This is a genomic window from Chitinophaga oryziterrae (genome assembly GCF_009758125.1).
GTDB lineage: Bacteria > Bacteroidota > Bacteroidia > Chitinophagales > Chitinophagaceae > Chitinophaga > Chitinophaga oryziterrae.
This window is the reverse complement of record NZ_WRXO01000013.1, coordinates 148353-165731: the sequence shown is the minus strand read 5'-3', so window position 1 is coordinate 165731 and position 17379 is coordinate 148353. Positions and strand designations below refer to the sequence as shown.

General features: G+C 42.6%; 13 protein-coding genes. 4 read left to right on the top strand and 9 right to left on the bottom strand.

Annotation, left to right across the window (positions count from 1 at the left end):
- Positions 1 to 12: 12 nt before the first annotated feature.
- Positions 13 to 708 (bottom strand): DUF92 domain-containing protein, encoded by a 696-nt coding sequence (locus GO495_RS30240; protein ID WP_157303692.1) that lies wholly within the window; start codon positions 706 to 708, stop codon positions 13 to 15.
- Positions 709 to 915: 207 nt separating this feature from the next.
- Here GO495_RS30240 and GO495_RS30235 point away from each other — a divergent pair, with 207 nt between their 5' ends.
- Positions 916 to 2523 carry a glycoside hydrolase family 99 protein gene (locus tag GO495_RS30235; RefSeq protein ID WP_157303691.1) on the top strand — a complete coding sequence of 536 codons (1608 nt, stop codon included), beginning with the start codon at positions 916 to 918 and terminating at the stop codon, positions 2521 to 2523.
- 206 nt (positions 2524 to 2729) lie between these two features.
- Positions 2730 to 3602 carry an RpnC/YadD family protein gene (locus GO495_RS30230; protein WP_157303690.1) on the top strand — a complete coding sequence of 291 codons (873 nt, stop codon included), beginning with the start codon at positions 2730 to 2732 and terminating at the stop codon, positions 3600 to 3602.
- A 26-nt stretch (positions 3603 to 3628) separates the two neighbouring features.
- On the opposite strand, the gene GO495_RS32785 is transcribed toward GO495_RS30230, so the two are convergent.
- Both GO495_RS32785 and GO495_RS30220 read right to left on the bottom strand, forming a co-directional pair.
- Positions 3629 to 3769, bottom strand: coding sequence for a hypothetical protein (locus GO495_RS32785; protein ID WP_157303689.1), 141 nt, complete (start codon positions 3767 to 3769; stop codon positions 3629 to 3631).
- Positions 3763 to 4125, bottom strand: coding sequence for a TonB-dependent receptor plug domain-containing protein (locus GO495_RS30220; protein WP_157303688.1), 363 nt, complete (start codon positions 4123 to 4125; stop codon positions 3763 to 3765). Before GO495_RS30220 ends, GO495_RS32785 begins: the two co-directional genes overlap by 7 nt.
- A gap of 194 nt (positions 4126 to 4319) precedes the next feature.
- Here GO495_RS30220 and GO495_RS30215 point away from each other — a divergent pair, with 194 nt between their 5' ends.
- Together GO495_RS30215 and GO495_RS30210 are read left to right on the top strand one after the other, a co-directional pair.
- Positions 4320 to 5462 (top strand): TlpA disulfide reductase family protein, encoded by a 1143-nt coding sequence (locus tag GO495_RS30215; RefSeq protein ID WP_157303687.1) that lies wholly within the window; start codon positions 4320 to 4322, stop codon positions 5460 to 5462.
- Between the two features lie 100 nt (positions 5463 to 5562).
- A complete protein-coding gene (locus GO495_RS30210) occupies positions 5563 to 6813 on the top strand; it encodes an MFS transporter (RefSeq protein WP_157303686.1) in 1251 nt (416 codons plus the stop codon).
- A 392-nt stretch (positions 6814 to 7205) separates the two neighbouring features.
- Here GO495_RS30210 and GO495_RS30205 read toward each other — a convergent pair whose 3' ends face one another.
- The 6 genes from GO495_RS30205 to GO495_RS30180 form a co-directional block, all read right to left on the bottom strand.
- On the bottom strand, positions 7206 to 8300 hold the full coding sequence (locus GO495_RS30205; protein ID WP_157303685.1) for a hypothetical protein: 1095 nt from the start codon (positions 8298 to 8300) through the stop codon (positions 7206 to 7208).
- A gap of 144 nt (positions 8301 to 8444) precedes the next feature.
- On the bottom strand, positions 8445 to 9929 hold the full coding sequence (locus tag GO495_RS30200; protein ID WP_157303684.1) for a calcineurin-like phosphoesterase C-terminal domain-containing protein: 1485 nt from the start codon (positions 9927 to 9929) through the stop codon (positions 8445 to 8447).
- 7 nt (positions 9930 to 9936) lie between these two features.
- Positions 9937 to 11442 (bottom strand): DUF5689 domain-containing protein, encoded by a 1506-nt coding sequence (locus GO495_RS30195; RefSeq protein ID WP_240915381.1) that lies wholly within the window; start codon positions 11440 to 11442, stop codon positions 9937 to 9939.
- A gap of 2 nt (positions 11443 to 11444) precedes the next feature.
- Positions 11445 to 12935 (bottom strand): SusD/RagB family nutrient-binding outer membrane lipoprotein, encoded by a 1491-nt coding sequence (locus GO495_RS30190; RefSeq protein ID WP_157303682.1) that lies wholly within the window; start codon positions 12933 to 12935, stop codon positions 11445 to 11447.
- Positions 12936 to 12945: 10 nt separating this feature from the next.
- On the bottom strand, positions 12946 to 16347 hold the full coding sequence (locus GO495_RS30185; protein WP_240915380.1) for a SusC/RagA family TonB-linked outer membrane protein: 3402 nt from the start codon (positions 16345 to 16347) through the stop codon (positions 12946 to 12948).
- 123 nt (positions 16348 to 16470) lie between these two features.
- Positions 16471 to 17376, bottom strand: a complete 906-nt coding sequence (locus tag GO495_RS30180; protein ID WP_157303680.1) for a FecR family protein — start codon at positions 17374 to 17376, stop codon at positions 16471 to 16473.
- Between the last annotated feature and the right edge of the window lie 3 nt (positions 17377 to 17379).

Sequence of the window (17379 nt, the reverse complement as noted above, 5' to 3'; positions counted from 1 at the left end):
TTTTTGTTATAATTACCAGTATAGCGAGCCTGCCAGTAATGCGGCAAAAAGAGTATTTAAAAAGTTGACAGTATCATTCCCGATTTGGTGTTTACGTTCCAGCGTGGCCCCCAGTACAGAATCTGCCAGGTTACCCATGACGCCGGCAAACACTATTATCACCAGGTATTTATTATTAAAACCGTATCCTATACCGTAAATAATGGCTATTACCAGGGTCCCTGCCGCCCCCAATAAGGTACCTTCCAGACTCACTACTCCATCAAGACCTTTCGCTTCTCTTTTAAAACTCAGTATGTTATAAAAATTACGGCCGTATACCATACCCAGTTCTGACGACAGTGTATCTGCTGTGGCCGAAGCGAGACTGGCAGCCATCATAAGAAGGAGTTCTTCTGCCCAGGCAGGTTGAAACATGGCGAATGTTGCCAGTATAGCAGCCATCCCCCCATTGGCAAAAACCTGTGAGGCTGTCCTTTGCTGCTCGCCGGCATTTGCTTTAAGCTCCTTTTTATGAGATGTCGCCAATACGCCCATGATAAAAAAGGCGCCCAGCATGATAAGGCCCGGATAACCTGCTCCTGCTATAATAAGGTAACCAATGAATCCTGCCAGCAATGAGGCAGGTACAGTTAACTTCCTGGTCTTAATGCATGCAATCATGAAGATAACGAGCAATGGAAGGACGATGATCAGTTGATAATGCATAATTGCCGGCAAAATTATTACAATATTTCCACAGGAATCGGCCTATATCCAGACTTTCCTCAAAAGAATGATTATCAAATCGATAGAATTTTACTTATCTGAATTGTTCTATATTTCCAACATATTATTACAAAGGATAAAATCCTATATGTACATTGGGTCCCGGAAACCTTAATCCATATCTTTTACTCATCTCAAAATGACCAAATGAAAAAATTAGCATGGCTCTTTTTTTACGCCTCCTTTTTGCTTGCATGTAACAAAACAGAATTGAAGCAAAAAGACTCCTCTTTAGCTTTGCCCTCCGTAGCGGTAAATGCGGTTAGCAAAACTGTCAACAAAAAAGTCTTTATTCACTGGATGCCCTGGTTCGAAACACCGGCTTCCAGGGGTGTCTGGGGTTATCACTGGAAGATGAACACCCGGAACCCGGACATTATCACTAACGGGAAGCGGCAGATTGCTGCTTATTATTATCCCCAGACCGGCCCTTATGCTTCCGGCGACCCGGATATCATAGAGTACCAGTTATTGCTGATGAAATATGCCGGTGCGGATGGCGTATTTATCGACTGGCCAGGTACCCGGCAATTATACGACTACCCTGACAACCTGAGTAATTCCAATGCCCTGATCAGCAAACTGCAATCTGCAGGCTTACAATTCTCTATCGTACATGAGGACAGGAACTGGGATGCCGGTAATACGTCCGGTGCGCATGGTGATTTCGTGTACATGCAGAATAACTACTTTAACAAGAGTAATTATTTAACAACGAATGGTGTACCGGTAGTGTTGAATTTCGGTCCTATTACATTCCACCAGCCATCCGAATGGGACGCTATCCTGAATGGGATCACTCCCAAGCCTAAAGTATTGCCGCTGTACGGATTCACCGGTCAGGTAGGCAGTAACAATGCAGGCGGTGAATTTCCCTGGATCTATCAGGCACATCCAACTGTTGTAGACAACTATTACGCACAGGCAGGCAGTTTCCCCTTATCCATTGGCGTAGTATATCCCGGGTTCAATTCCTTTTATGCTGCAGGTGGAGCAGACGGCCCTACCTGGCAGATCCCGTTCAACGGCACCGGCACTTTCTCCACTATGCTGGACAAAGCGATCAATTCTTCTGTAAACATTATCCAGTTTGCTACCTGGAATGATTACGGAGAAGGTACCATTATAGAGCCTACCCAGGAATACGGATACTCCTTCCTGACGCTGATGCAACAGAAACTGGGCGTTACCTACGGACAGCATGAACTGGAAGTAGTATACCGGTTATATCAGTACAGAAAACAGTATAGCGGCAATAGCAGTGTTCAGCAGCAACTGAACCAGGTGTTTACTTACCTCGCCAATTTACAGGTAAGCAACGCAGAAAATCTACTCAATACGATCAGCAATGGTGGTACCACTGATCCTCCACCAACATCAGGCGGTGTATACATCAAAAACAAATGGCTGAGTACTTTCCTGTATGAAGAGAATGGCCAGGTAAAATACAGTACTGCCAATACCGGAAACCAATACAAGTGGGTACAGGAGACGGTAAATGGGCATATCAGATTTAAGAATTTATCTACCGGTCATTATTTAAACATAGAACATCTTTACAGCTATGCGGAAAGCAGTGCAGTACCTGATACTTATTACAGCAGTTATTGGATTTTAGAGAGCTATAATGGCCTTACACGTCTTAAGAATGAATGGCAGGGTACATATCTCAACTTAGAGAACCAAAGCGGCCTCGCACAGTGCACGGCGGTACCTGATTATTTTGAGAGTAGTCAGTGGACATTGCAGAACTAAGATTTCTTTGATAAATAGAAGCAATAAAAAAATTCGTAATTAAATTTATTATTTCCTTACATTTGTTAAACGAAAACAGCATCTTAAAAAATATTGGAGCAGCCCTGGTGATCAACATCAGGGCTGTTCTTTTTTTTGTTACCCGTTTATCGTTCTCTCCCCTGTTAAAAGTTTGCGGCATATTTATTAATCATTTATTCAATTAAATGGAAGAAGATCGTATAGACCTGAAGCAGGCTAATAAATATGATAAGATTGTAAAGGAAAATATGGAATCTGTATTGCCTGTTTTCATGAAGGATGTGCTGCAGTTAGATATTTCTGCAAGCAGGGAAATTCCCGATGATCTGCAATACACAAAGGAAAGGAAGCCGGATGTATTGAAGGAAATCACAGACAGGCATAACCATACCTTTATCCTTCACATAGAATGGCAGTCTCAGAATGATAAAAACATGGCATACCGCATGGCTGAATATGCAGTAATGCTGTATCGTAAATACAGCATACCAGTAAAACAATATGTCATTTTCATGGGGAAAGATGCTGTTACCATGAAGACTACTATTAAGCATAAAAATTTAAGATTCTGGTATAAGATAATTCCATTGAACGGAATTGAGTATAAATTTTTCTTACAATCAGACAAGCCTGAAGTAAAAGTATTTGCAATTTTAGCTAACTTCGGAAATGATGATACAGAGAAAGTGCTGGAAAATATTTTGCAGGGGATCAATATCACTGCTGATGGGGATTTAACAGAAGGGAAGCATATTAATCAACTGCGTGTCTTAGTGCAATTATGTAATGACAATATTAAACTTAAATTTGAAAATATGATATCAACAAGAACATTTTTTAAGGTAAAAGAAGATGCGTTTTATAAGATAGGAAAAGCGGAAGGAAAGGAGGAAGGGAAAGCAGAAGGGAAGGCCGAAGGGAAAGCGGAAGGAAAGGCGGAAATCCAGATGCAGACAGCGATCAGGCTGAAAGAACTTGGATATGACACAGCATCTATTTCTAAAATATTTAATATTCCTGTTTCAGAAGCAGAGAAGCTTATAAATCAGGAACCGTAGTACAGACAGTAGCCTTGTAGAAGACATTATTCCTTTATAATCTTCTTATTTAATTGGAGGTTGTTATGGAAAGATTTCCTGAACTTCCGAATATACTCAGAGGGGTTCATACCAAAAAGAGCATAAAAATATTCACGAAAATATTTAGTATCATTGAATCCTACCATACTGGCAATTTCAGTGATATTGTATTCACCACTGCTTTACCTGGTTTCCCCTTTTTAGTGGTTACCAGTATAACACCATTAGCGCCCCGCGATCCATAAATAGCAGTGGCAGAAGCATCCTTCAATATTTCCATAGAGGCAATATCATGGCTGTTCAGGTACTGAACGCGGATAATTGGAGCATTTCCCGGAGCCCCCACATTTAATACCAGTACGCCGGGAGCTTTTCCCTGTAGGGCTTCCGCAGCATTACTACCACCTATTTTAGTAATATCGGCAGCTTTAATGCTGGAAACAGCGCCGGTCAGGTCGGATTTTCGCTGCACACCATACCCAACCACCACCACATCCTGCATAAGGTGTATTTATTGAGCAACTACACCTGGCGCGAAGATTAAGTAATCAAACTGAGCCACTACCCGTCATTCATTGTACAAAAGATCCAGGATCCCTAATTAAAAAGGCGTAACAATCCCGCTTTAAGATCTGTTAACAGGTTCCTGTGTTTTCATTCATTAGATTGCAATAAACCAACCTTGTTACCTATATAATGAAAAAACAAGCACTGATTCTTGCAGTTTTACTTCCTTTCCTGGCAAAAGGACAATCCTCTAATTTTACCCTGACAGGTAAAATAGGCCATTTGAATGCGCCAGCGAAAGTATACATCGATTACATGGATTTTAAAGACAACGGTGGGAATCATGAAGATTCTGCTACTGTTGTAAACGGTACTTTTACTTTCAGCGGCAATATCAACGGCGTTGGCACTGCCCGCATGGCCCTGTCGCATAATGGTGAAGGCAAACAATATGCAGTATATGTAGGTGACGTGATTTACTTCTACTTTGGTAAAGAAAAAGTAGTGATCAGCTCCAAAGACTCTTTGAGTAATGCAGTATTTACCGGTTCTAAAGTCTACAATGAATTTGTAGCTTATAACAGGGAAATTGGTGGTACCATTATGGAACTGACTAAAAACGCTAACCTGGCTTATAACGCAGCAACACCTGAGCAACAGAAAGATTCCCTGTTCATGGCTGGCCTGAATAAACAGTTCCATGACAAAGTTGCTGAAAGAGCGAAAAACCAGTTATTATTTGCAAGGAAACATCCTGCTTCCGATTTTGCATTAGTAGGATTATCTGAAGGACTTACTTTCGAAAAACGCCCGGAAGAATTACAGCCTATCTTTGCCGGACTAAGTGAAAGTCTGCGCAATTCTAAAAAAGGTAAGGATGTGGATATGCGCATCAAGTCCATCACGCTCACTACCAAAGGAGCCAAAGCACCCGTTTTTAAGATGAATGATGTGGATGGTAATCCTGTTTCACTGGCGAGCTTAAAAGGCAAACTGGTATTACTGGAGTTCTGGGCAAGCTGGTGCTCTCCCTGCCGTGCAGAAAACCCTAACCTGAAAAAGCAGTACGAACTTTACAAAAGTAAAGGATTCGAAATTCTGGCGGTATCCCTGGATAAAGACAAAGCTAAATGGAAGGAAGCTATTGCTCAGGACGGGCTGCCATGGTTGCACGTATCTGATTTAAAAGGATGGGGGAATGAAGCAGGTGCGCTCTATGGTATCACAGCGGTACCTGCCGGCTTCCTGATCGATAAAGAAGGTAAGATCATAGGGAATGATTTAAGAGGCGAAAAACTGAATGCGAAACTGGCAGAATTGCTGGGACAGTAATAAAAGAAACCAGGAAAAGCCGTCTCTGCCAAGACGGCTTTTTCATGTATAAATCATCGGTTGCATGACGACTTTACTTAACATTCGTTAAATTGAAGTCATGCAGAAAACTCCCCTCTTCCCCATCTTACTGGTCACTTTCATTGATGCACTTGGATTCAGCATCGTGATTCCCTTTATGGTGGTGATCGTGTTAAAACTGGGCGGACATGAAGTTGTGTATGGTTTATTAAGTGCTACCTACTCCTTCTTCCAACTGATCGGCTCTCCTATCCTGGGTGCATGGTCTGATAAGTTCGGTCGTAAAAAGATCCTGCTGATAAGTGAAAGCGGTACATTCGTTGCCTGGGTCATATTTCTCATCGGCCTGCTATTGCCCAATCAGCAAACATCTCTCTTCAGTATCCCCCTGTTCTTTATATTTTTAGGCAGGGCCATAGATGGACTGACCGGTGGTAATGTTTCTGTAGCCAATGCCTATGTAGCGGATATTTCTTCTCATGAAGACCGTAAGCAGAACTTCGGGAAAATGGCGGCAGCTTCTAACCTGGGTGTAATCTTCGGTCCGTTGCTGGCTGGTATACTAGGCGCTACTGCCATGGGGAATACGCTGCCTGTTATTGCCACTGCGCTTACTTCTCTTGTGGCTGTTTTTGTAATTTACTTCAGCATACAAACAGACAAAAAAGTAATTCCAACCGTGGAATTGAACCGTTTTTCCGCTGTACTTAAGCAGACTGATAAAAAAGTGATTCCAACAATGGAATTAAATCGTCTTTCTACTGTACTTAAATTACCCAACGTCCCTTATTTCCTTACTTTATACTTCCTGATATTTTTAGGGTTCAATTTCTTTTATGTAGGGTTCCCTGTATATGCTGCCGGTGAATTACACTGGAACGTATTACAACTAGGTATCTTCTTTGCTTTTTTAAGCGGGATGATGGTATTGGTAGAAGGCCCCGTCTTAACTTTCCTTGCTAAGAAATTCTCAGGTGCCTCCCTGATCATTACAGGCAGCCTTATCCTCTGTACCTGTTTCATCTTACTCAAGTTCAATAACATCGTGTTAATTTATACAGGCGCCTTGCTTTTTGCCATTGGAAATGGTATTATGTGGCCATCTTTTGTGGCCTTACTGTCCAATACGGGAGATGAACACGTGCAAGGTATGATTCAGGGGTTTGCAGGAAGTGCGGGAAGCCTTGCCAGTATTATGGGACTGATATCGGGTGCGTTCCTCTACCATATAGTAGGTTCGGGGTTATTTGTTATAACAGCTACTTTCATGTTATTGATCGCTTTTGCTTCAATACATCTTATCAAGATCGAAAAAAGTGCTACTCCCTGAAATAAATACCTGAAAACCGTTATTAATAGTTCTAATATATTGCCCAACTTTGCATTAACAAAAACGAACAAACTTATTCAAACTTATATAACCATAATAACCATTTATTGAAAACCGTTTTACAATTTTAACCATATGCTTTATAAAAAACCAGGTTCCGAACTTAAATAAACACTCATCTTATATAAACACATATCCTATGGAACCTTGTTACTATCCTATGAACCTTATTACTATTCCAATTCCTATGTAGTTCTTGTCTCAGTCCCTATCCTATGAAAACCCTTAGCAGTTACAGGTTCTTCTAAAAGAACGTACCAGGAGGCTGATTTGATCGCAATCGAGTCAGCCTCTTTTAATTCCGAAAAAATAATTCCCGATACAACTTCTTATTATTCATAATCCGGGTTACGTGTTATTTTCACAGTAGCCTGTGTACTTTGCCAGGTGAGATTTACACGATCACCTTTGAAGTTACTTGAAATGGGCTTCCCTTTTATTTCCGCTTCTGTATGATCTTCCTGCCCATAATAAGCGATGTAAAGCCCTGCTGTAAGATCAGAGGGACCAGACCATTGTACGCCGGTAGTAACACCTGTGACAGGATCAATTGTTTGTTTGAGGATTATTTTCTGAGGAGCAGTACAACCTATACAGTTTTTAGAAAACGTGAAGGTGGTTATATTACCTTCGGTTTTTGCATTTGAGGGATCAAATTTACAGCCAATGATATAACCAGCCAGTTCATTGATCCAGGGTTGTTTGGTGCCTATAAGCTGTACAAGATGGCCATGTGTACTGCTCTCCATGTTTGCTGCCTGCATATCATACTCTTCTTCAGAGATTTTTTCCGCAGGACCGATTACACTTATTTTGCCTTTTGTGGTTGGATGAATCAGCGCCTCACGACCGGCCTCTATCTCTTTGAGTAACTCCTGCTGTTTTTCCAACGCAAGGTTATCCTCTTCCTTCTTCTGCGCCTGTGACATCATCTCCGCCTTCTGGTCCCTTTCCTTTGCAATATAACTTTCCCGTTTCTTTTCGTAATGATCGTAGAAGTTTAGTTCGTTTCTGTATAAAGAGGAAGGCGCATCCGGCCAGTCGCGTTCAAGATCATTCAGGTTGGCCAGTACCCAGTCGTCATCGGTTTTTACGGGTTGGCCTTTTAAAGCGGTCTGTCTTAATTTTTCCAGTCCGGATTCCACAATAGTGGTCCGTTGAATGAAGGAGGCATATTTGGAATTGTACGAACTCAGACTGGATAATGCGTCCTGAGAGCTACGTACATATATAAGCGTATCATCTAAAATAGCTACTTTTTTTGGTTGCTGCGACTGGTAAACTTTCCTGAGGGTTGATTTTTCCCTTGCGCCGTTCAGCAGTTTTGAACCAACCATCACACCGGCTTCTATCTGGGCATGAGTCTGGAGTACAACAAAGAAAAGGAAGATAAAAATACTGGTTCGTTTCGCATCGTGAAATCGCATAGAAATATAGGTATTGAATGGTGATGATTAATAAACAGTTGCAGTACAGTCCCTTAAATAATCATCCAATTTACAAATCTATTTTTGAATTACGATAAGCACGACAAAAAAAGGCGCCCCGGTTACCCAGGACGCCTTCTGCTATTAAACCGTTTCTTCATATACATTTCCAAATCTGTCAGTTACCTTCACCGTGATCTTTTTAGCATCGGGAGAAGGTTTTGCAAAAAACATATGATCAGTCAATACAGGCTCTACAAATTTGCGGACCTTAGGAAGCAATGGGCCGGCATATAATTCAAATGCCCAGGGATCATAAGCAACCCGTTGCTCCATTGGGCCTTTGGATACACCATCCTCAAACCATTCTACCTTCCATTTTTTATCCCAGTTCCATACGTTCACTGCCAGTTCATCCGGAGCGTCCTTGATCCTGCCTTTAGGATAAATCCTGAGTTGCCTGTCCTTTGCCTGGCCGGTGGATTTGTAATGCCATTTAATATCAGAGCCATTTACCTCGTATACACCGTAACCACTGGGAGTACCATCACCGCAGATGGGGCCAGTCCACCAGGCTCCACAAACAGTACCGTGGTTGTGTTCCATGATATCGTCCTGTTCCCAGTTATCATTAAAATGCGTATGACCGCTCATGATATGTACCTTGAAAGGAGCCAGCATTTTATACAGCTGTTGCCTGTTGGCTACAGTACCACCCAGCTCGTCTTCATTTTTCCCGGATCTGCGCCCTGCTCCCGTGAAAGTAGGAATGTGCAGACTTAATATAATAGTAGTGCCTGGTTTTACAAGCGCCAGGTCCTGTTCAAGCCATTGCAACTGGTTTTCAGTAATGTAGCCAATATACTTTTTAGCGACTCCCAGGAAGAACACATCATCCAGTACGATATAGTGCAGCTCCCCCCTGTTATAAGAGTAATAAGTAGGGCCAAACTGCTGTTTGAAGGTATTGGCAGACTTATCATCCGTACGTGCTTCATTATCCATATCATGGTTACCGATCACATTGAAGAAAGGGATGCCACACATCTCAACAGCATGTTTGTAGTCTTCGAACAATTCGAACTCATCCCATACCAGGTCACCACATCCGATACCATGAATCAATGTATCAGCAGGATAAGATTTGATAACAGCCTGCAAATCAGGAACAGACTGACTGATTAAAAGCTCTACATCTTTTTTAGATTTCATCTGAGGATCCGCCCAGACAACAAAGGTATGTTTACGATCATCTACCTTTAATTTCTCCAGATTAAAATCATTTTTGTAATTATTCTTAGAGATAGGTTTATAGAATGCAGCAATGCTTTTATGTTCAGGAAAAGCATATCCTGCAGGCACACTGATATACACAAATTCTGCGGTAGCATTACTTACCAATTCGTATAATCCGTTCTTATCTGTTAACGTGATATTGATGCCATCTGTTACGGGTACTCCTGCAACTCCTTTTCCTTCACACTGTACTTTTCCTCTTAAAGTTATCGCCGAAAGATCGATGTTTGTTTTTGCTGCTGTTAATGATTTTGCATTCAGCAACGCTGCCGGCATCGTTAATAAAGATCCTGTCAGTCCTACGTTCTTTAAAAAATTCCTTCTGTTGATCATAGATGTTTTATTTGAGTGTGGTAGATCCGGAGCCTTCAATCTCAGTAATAGCGGATGTTTTACTTAATAATACGTTCGTTTGGGTCCTGACTCTTGTCCATTTTCCCAAAGTGGCATTATAAGTGCCACCCAGCATAATAAAATATCCCAGGTCGGCAGTATTATAAGTAAGATTAAGTGTATTGGAACCGGCTCTATAGAATGGTTGTTCCTTCTTGGTGATAGGATTTATGACATCGTAGAAGTCTGTATTGGCAATACGGTAACCTTTCGCCGGCGGTCCTTCTGTGTACAGACTGCCACCTGCAGATATAAACATAACATCCACCGGACGGGAGTTTACAGTCACAACGGTATCCTTAAACACTGCCATCCCAAAAGCATTTCCACTGTTGGCCAGCAGTCCACTGGTTTTAGTACCGAAGCCATCTCCATCATTCGTTACATAATTAAAAGCTCTTATCCAGTTGGAAGTATTCATACTGGTAGAAGCAGCACCATTGATCATCTTACCATCCCCACCTACATAAAAGAAAGTCCCTTTAGCCGCGTTACCGGAGAAGAGGTTAAATTTAAATGTACGCATGCCTCCTGTTGCCCATCCCTTAGCGGGATAGCCGGTGGGCGTAGAAGCATTCGCGTTATTGGTTACGACAACGGCATAAGGAGTAGCTGCAAAATCAATATCCTTTGTAGCCATCAATTGTATGTATTCATAATTACCATCACCTCCTTTTACATCACTTATGAATCCTGTAATCAGGACAGGCGCAATTTCTATGGTAGTGCTAAGTACCTCCACATCAGCGGCCTTACGGACCCGGAATTGTGGCGATTCATTTATATTAAAGAATATTCCATAGAAATTAGCATTTACCGGCATCAGGTCCTCAGCGAACAATGCAGTGGCTTCTGTATGCAAAGTAATATCACCAAATCCATCGTTCAGGACCTTATCACCAGACAATACATCTTTGGCGGCAGGCAGCGGATCAAAGGTCCCCTTTACTATAATAGCCAGTGTACTTTCATAGGCATCGGGGTTAGCAAGGAAGAGGTTCGTAGATACCTGTTTAATGGGAATCGTATTTCCGGAAGATACTTTTGTTATATCTTCTTTTTTAATGCCGGTGAGTTCAAGAATACCATCTACTTTTTTCAATACTTTCCCTTCTACATGGATGATCAGGGAATCGCCCGGTACATAATCAGCCGCTTCTGCTCCTAAAGGGATTGAAATACCCCTTAGCAATGATAAACGGCGGCTATCCTGTACTACCAGCAAACTAGGCGGCAAGTTATTGCCGGAATGGTCTGATACCACCATTACAGCGATACTGTTTGAACCATCCATGTTATCTGTTGTGAGTACAACATCGTTCCCTTTATACAGGCCCCTGATATCATAGAGCGCTATATAGGGACTGATGGTTCCACCCGGATAAGTATCCTTCTTACATCCCCATACAATGAGCAATGCAGCGTATATAAATATTACTCTCATATTTTTCATAATTAAGGTTTTTGCCACCATACCTGTGTAGAGATCTCGTCAGGCCCCTGGGCAGCAACAGCAATTTTATAATTTGTAGGATTGGTGGATTGCACATACACGGGATAAGTCATCCTGGCCGGCATTACACCATTGTTTTTTAAACCTGATCCCTGGGGTAATACAGGGTGTCCTGTACGACGGTATTCGAACCATTGTTCCATATCGGTAAGGAAAAGAGCATAATATTTCTGTAAGTGGATTTTCTCCATCTTCTGATCCGGCGTTTCGCTTTCTATCCATTCAATATCTGCTGCTGACAGGAACGTTTTTATATTTACGGGCCATGTTGGGATCCATTGCGTAATGCTGTTTAAAGCACCATCATTATAATAGGTTTCGGCGGAACCACTTACCCATCCTTTTACAGCTGCTTCTGCCAGAATAAACTTCAGTTCTGCATAGTTCATCATCATACCGGTTAATGGTTCTGTCATTAAAGAAGATGCAGATGTATTGGAATAGAAGTAAGATTTTTTAACAGGATTTTCTCCGGGAGCATAACCACTGGGGATACCCTGGAAAGTGCCTGAATAAGGGGCTATCCCCCACCTGTTAATATTGTTGGTACCATATGTGGGGATATCAATACGGGGATCATTCCAGGCGGCTAAATGATCAATAAAGAAACTGCCCAATCCGGGAGCTCTGAAGTCCTGCTCTCTTACACTCAGGTAAGGGGACGAATAAGGCCCTACTCCTGTCCATCTTAAAATAGCTGATTCATCATTGCTTGCTATTATCGGATAGTTGGCTGCATTTGTCTCTGCGATTTCCTTGATTTTTGCGATGCAGCTATCGGACACTTCTGCTTTGCCGGATAACCTGAGCAATAATCTTAAATATAATGAATTGCCGAACTTACGCCACTTCTGCACATTACCACCATAAACAGGATCACTACCGCTGATAACAGTACCCACACTCAAAAGGGTGTTGGCCTCCTCCAGTTTCTTGAAAATATCCAGGTAGATATCCTTTTGTTTATCGAAACGGGGTTCGTAAATGCTGCTGTCTTTGGCCAGGTTGGATTGAAAATAAGGAACATCACCATAGGTATCCGTGAGCATGGAGTAAATCCATGACTGGCAGATTAAAGAGATACCCATATAGGATTTATTGTAGTTTAAATCCTGACTGGCAATCTTATAGATGTCTTTAAAATTGGTGAGTTCGGAGTACCATCCATTGTAGAGATAATCTGCCCAGGTAGCACGGTAATCATATCTGAATACTTTTCCTTCCGCATCACTCGGATCTACCGTTACCTGCATCAGCTCATTATTAAAGTTGCGGTTACGCAACATATTGTATGTTAAAGTGCTTACTAATGCCGGTGCTAAAAGCTGTTGCGGTAATGCCACAGGTGTGCCATTAGGATCTGTATTGATCTCCTGGAAATCTTTTGTGCATGATGCCAGCAGGATGCTTAACATCAATATTATTTTCTTCATCTTACAAAAATTAGAATCCAAGTAATAAATTAAATCCAAAAGTGCGGGTAGACGGGAACTGACCGATCTCGAAACCCTGTGTGATATCATCTCCGTTAAGTGTACCGAATTCAGGGTCAAACATGGGCCACTTAGACCAGATATGCAGGTTACGTCCATACACCCCTACGGTTGCACGCTGTAATCCTACCTTTTTGAGATATTTTGGACTGAAGGTATAATCCAGGCTTGCTTCCCTGAATTTGATAAAGTCTGTCCTGAACACACTGCCTTCCGCATTATCCACCCCAAAGTGAGAGCGGTAATATTCATCGATATCGGTAGCGATCACATCATTCTTCCTGAATTTTCCGTCTGCGTCCTGTACCACACCGTTACCAATGATACCATTGTATCTTCCTGGTAATGTATTCTTTGTTTTCCCTTGTTCCGCCATTTTATAATGCGTGAGAGAATGGGCTACCCCACCGTACTGGGCATCGAACAGGAGGTGTAAGCTGAATTGTTTGTATTGAAAGTCGTTCCTGAAACCCAGCTTCCATTTAGGAATGATATTACCCAGGTATTTCACACCTTCTGTAATCAAAGCCACACCGGTGGTCCCATCATAAATAACCTGGCCGTCCGGAGCACGCTGATATCCTCTTCCGTAGAGATCTCCCATACTTCCTCCTACCTGTGCCACAATCTGACCACCACCTACAGGACCAGTCCGTAGTACTAACGAACTATCCGCCAGCTTTTCAATTTTGTTTCTATTAGCAGAGAATATGATGTTGGTATTCCAGGTAAGTCCACCTTTGACTTTAACAGGCGTGCCATTTAAGGCCAGTTCCAGCCCTTTATTACTCACTTCTCCGGCATTGATGAGTACCCATGTAAAACCGGAAGCACGGTCAACTACACGCCTTAAATGCTGGTCTTTGGTGTTTCCTCTGTATACTGCGAGGTCCATACCCAGGCGGTTCTGAAACAGCTGAATATTGGTCCCTGCTTCATAAGTGATGGTCCTTAATGGTCTGAGATCAGGATTAGCCAACAAAGAAGGGTTTTCCAGCCCGCCGTTGTATAAGCTACCCGAAGAGATATAACTGTAGGCCGTGAGGTAAGAAGTAGTACCACCGCTACCTACACCGGATGCGGAGAATCTCAGTTTTGCAAAGTTGATAACCCTGGGTAATTTGAATACTTCAGATGCAATGAAACTCACGTTCGCAGATGGGTAAAAGAACCCTGCGTTTGTGGTACGGCTGGGTGTTGCCAGTGTGCTGGCCCAGTCCTTACGGGCGGTGAAATCGGCAAAGAGGAAGTCTTTATAACTGGCTGCCACCAGGCCGTAAAAACTGTTGATAGCATAACGGCTTCTTAATGGCATTGTTACCAGCGGACCGGCAGCATTGGCCATTGTAAAGATACCGGGGAATGTCAGTGAATCCGCACGGGTCTCATCTTTGTTATAAGTATTCCTTAATGAGCTACCACCGGCTGTTACTGAGAATTCGAAATCAGAATTGATCCTTTTGGCATATTTTAACAGGAAGTCACTGCTGGCTTCCATAGAAAAGAGATTCTGTGTACGGTAACTTCCTTTAGGCAATTTCGCTCCTGCGTCATAAGGACGTTCCTGGGCGCGTTGTTCATAGGCGAAGTCTACCGAGGTCCTTACTGTCAGGCTTAATTCCCTGGTGAAACTATAAGTAGCCTGGATGTTTCCGGTGATACCGTGACGGTTAGTTTTATTGATAAACTCGTTCGCTACGGCATAAGGGTTCTCCGGGAAGGAACTGAACGGATATTTGATAACACGGTCTTCCTGTCCTTTTGCCCAATAGTTCTTCAGCCAGTCGAGGTTAGCATTTGGCTGCCAGAATATATACCAGTACATGAGGGATTGGTTACCATAACCGGAGCCTGGCAGGTTATCACTCCACTTATTCGTATAGTTTACTTTAGATGAGATCTGTAATTTATCGTTCACTTTTGAATTAACAGACATAGATACCGTATTACGTTTGTAGCCGGTATTAGGTATGATCCATTTATTAGACACATTGGTGAATGAAAAACGGGCGGTTGTTTTATCAGATCCTCCATCTACACTAATAGAATTCGTGTAGGTTTCTCCGGTATTGAAGAATTTCTGCATCTGATTGGGGTAAGCTACCCAGGGTGTTTTTTCTTTCCCCTGTGCCTGTGTTACGGGATCGTACTGATAGAATTTCTGTCCGTTGAAACGTGGGCCATACGCAGAGCTGGTACCACTGGTACTGGCACCATCCGCCGAAGCTCCATAGGAATAGTAGTTAGCACCGTCCAGGCCCTGACCGTATTCATATTGCAGATCGGGCCAGCGGTTCACGTTTTCCCATGAAGCGTTGGAGTTGAATGTAACGCCCAGGCCCTTCCTTTTAGGGCTACCGGATTTAGTAGTAATGATCAATGCACCGTTTGCACCACGCTGGCCATATAAGGCAGCAGCACCGGGACCTTTCAGCACTGTAACAGATTCTATGTCTTCCGGATTGATATCATTAAGTCCGCTTCCATAGTCGGCTGGCATGTTATCACTACTGGTACCATAAGAGGATTCTCCGGTGATACCGTTACGGCGGCCGCTACTCTGGTTGATCACCACACCATCAACTACGATGAGCGCTTCGTTATCTCCATTGAGGTTATTTTCTCCACGGAGAATGATTTTATTCGAGCCGGTAGGTCCCGCATTTGACCTAACCAGGTTAAGGCCAGCTACTTTTCCGGAGAGGGCATCTGTCCAGTTACCGGATAAAGCTTCTGTGAGGTCCTCTCCTTTTACTACTGTAGTGGAATAACCAAGTGATTTCTCTTCTCTTTTTATCCCTAAAGCGGTAGTGATCACCACTTCATTTAATGCTTTACGGTCCGGAGCCAGTTGTACATCCAGTTTTTTAGTTTCTGTGATGATAAATTCACGGGGAGCATATCCCAGGAAAGAAAATAAAAGAACGGTACCGGGATTGAGGGTGATGAAATAACTACCATCTTTATTGCTGACAGTTCCCCTGCCGCCATTCTTAGGCCGGATATTTACACCGATCAGCGCTTCCCCTGTTTCGTCTGTTACTCGGCCACGGACAACTACGTCTTCCACTTTTCGCATGATAACAAACGCATTACTGTTGCGGGTATATTCATAATCGGTCCCCCTTAATGCGGTGCGTAGTATTTCCGGTACGGTAGCATGCTGCATATTGATGGTAATGAGTGTGTTACCATTTACTTCATTGCCGCTATAATTAACCAGGTATGGACTGTTCTTCTGGATAAACTGGAACACGCTTTTCAGCGGCTGGCCCTCCATCGTGATGTCCAGTTTTGGCTCAGCAGTTTGTGCTTTAACAGATAATGCCCAAAATAAGAATAGTACGAACATAATACCGTTCGGGTATGGGCAAAAAATTCCGAACGGGCCTCCCCGCTTTTTTGTACTTTTGTTCATTCATTTTAAAATTTAGCTTGTACTGAATTTCGGCACCCTGTTACAGCAGGGTGTTTTTTATTGTATAATTATCTGGTTGTCCTTGTTGCTCATCAGATTCAACTGCTCTATAATGCTTTGAATATTATTATTCCTGAAGGTGGCGGTAAACCTGTGTTGCAATAATTGCGGGTCTTTCACCACAATATGCGCGGGATACCTGTGTTGCAGTACCTGTAATACCTGTTGTAAAGTGGCATCCTGGAAGATGAACTCTCCTCTTATCCAGGCTGTTGTAGCAGTAGTGTCGATATCCTGTCTGGTAAATGTTCGCGTATGCTTATCCAGTATAGATCCGGAACCTGCTGTCAACTGCCGTCCCTCTAGTTCGATCTTCCCGCTGTTAACGGATACAGATGCATGATTCTCATTATTATAATCCCTGACAGAGAAAGATGTACCCAGTACTTTTATATTTAATTGCGAAGTTTTTACGATGAAAGGCTGACGGGGATTCTTAGCTATTTCGAAATAAGCCTCTCCTTCTTTCAGGTATACAACACGTTCTGCTCCTGCGAACTTCTCCGGGAATTCCAATTCACTACCACCGTTTATGGTAATACGGGTACCATCTGATAATACCAGGGATGCATGGTTACCGTCCGGTACATGGAGACTGCGTTTTTTATAGGTTGTGTTTTTCCTTAATAAAAAGGCACTGCCGAGGATTAATACGAATATGGCGGCATATTTCCAGACCGTGAAAAGGATTCTCCTTTTAGGTGTGTTGTTTTTTATTTTCGCTAATGCGGAGGCTATTTCTTCTTCCGGAAACTGGAATGTTTCATGTATATAATTATCTATAGGAAACAACTCCATACGTTCCTGCTCTGTGAGGGCGGCTAATGCCTGTTGTAAGGCTGTTTTTTCAGCGTCGGTCAGTTTACCTGCTGCGAAATCGTCCAGTTGTTTCCTGATATCCATACT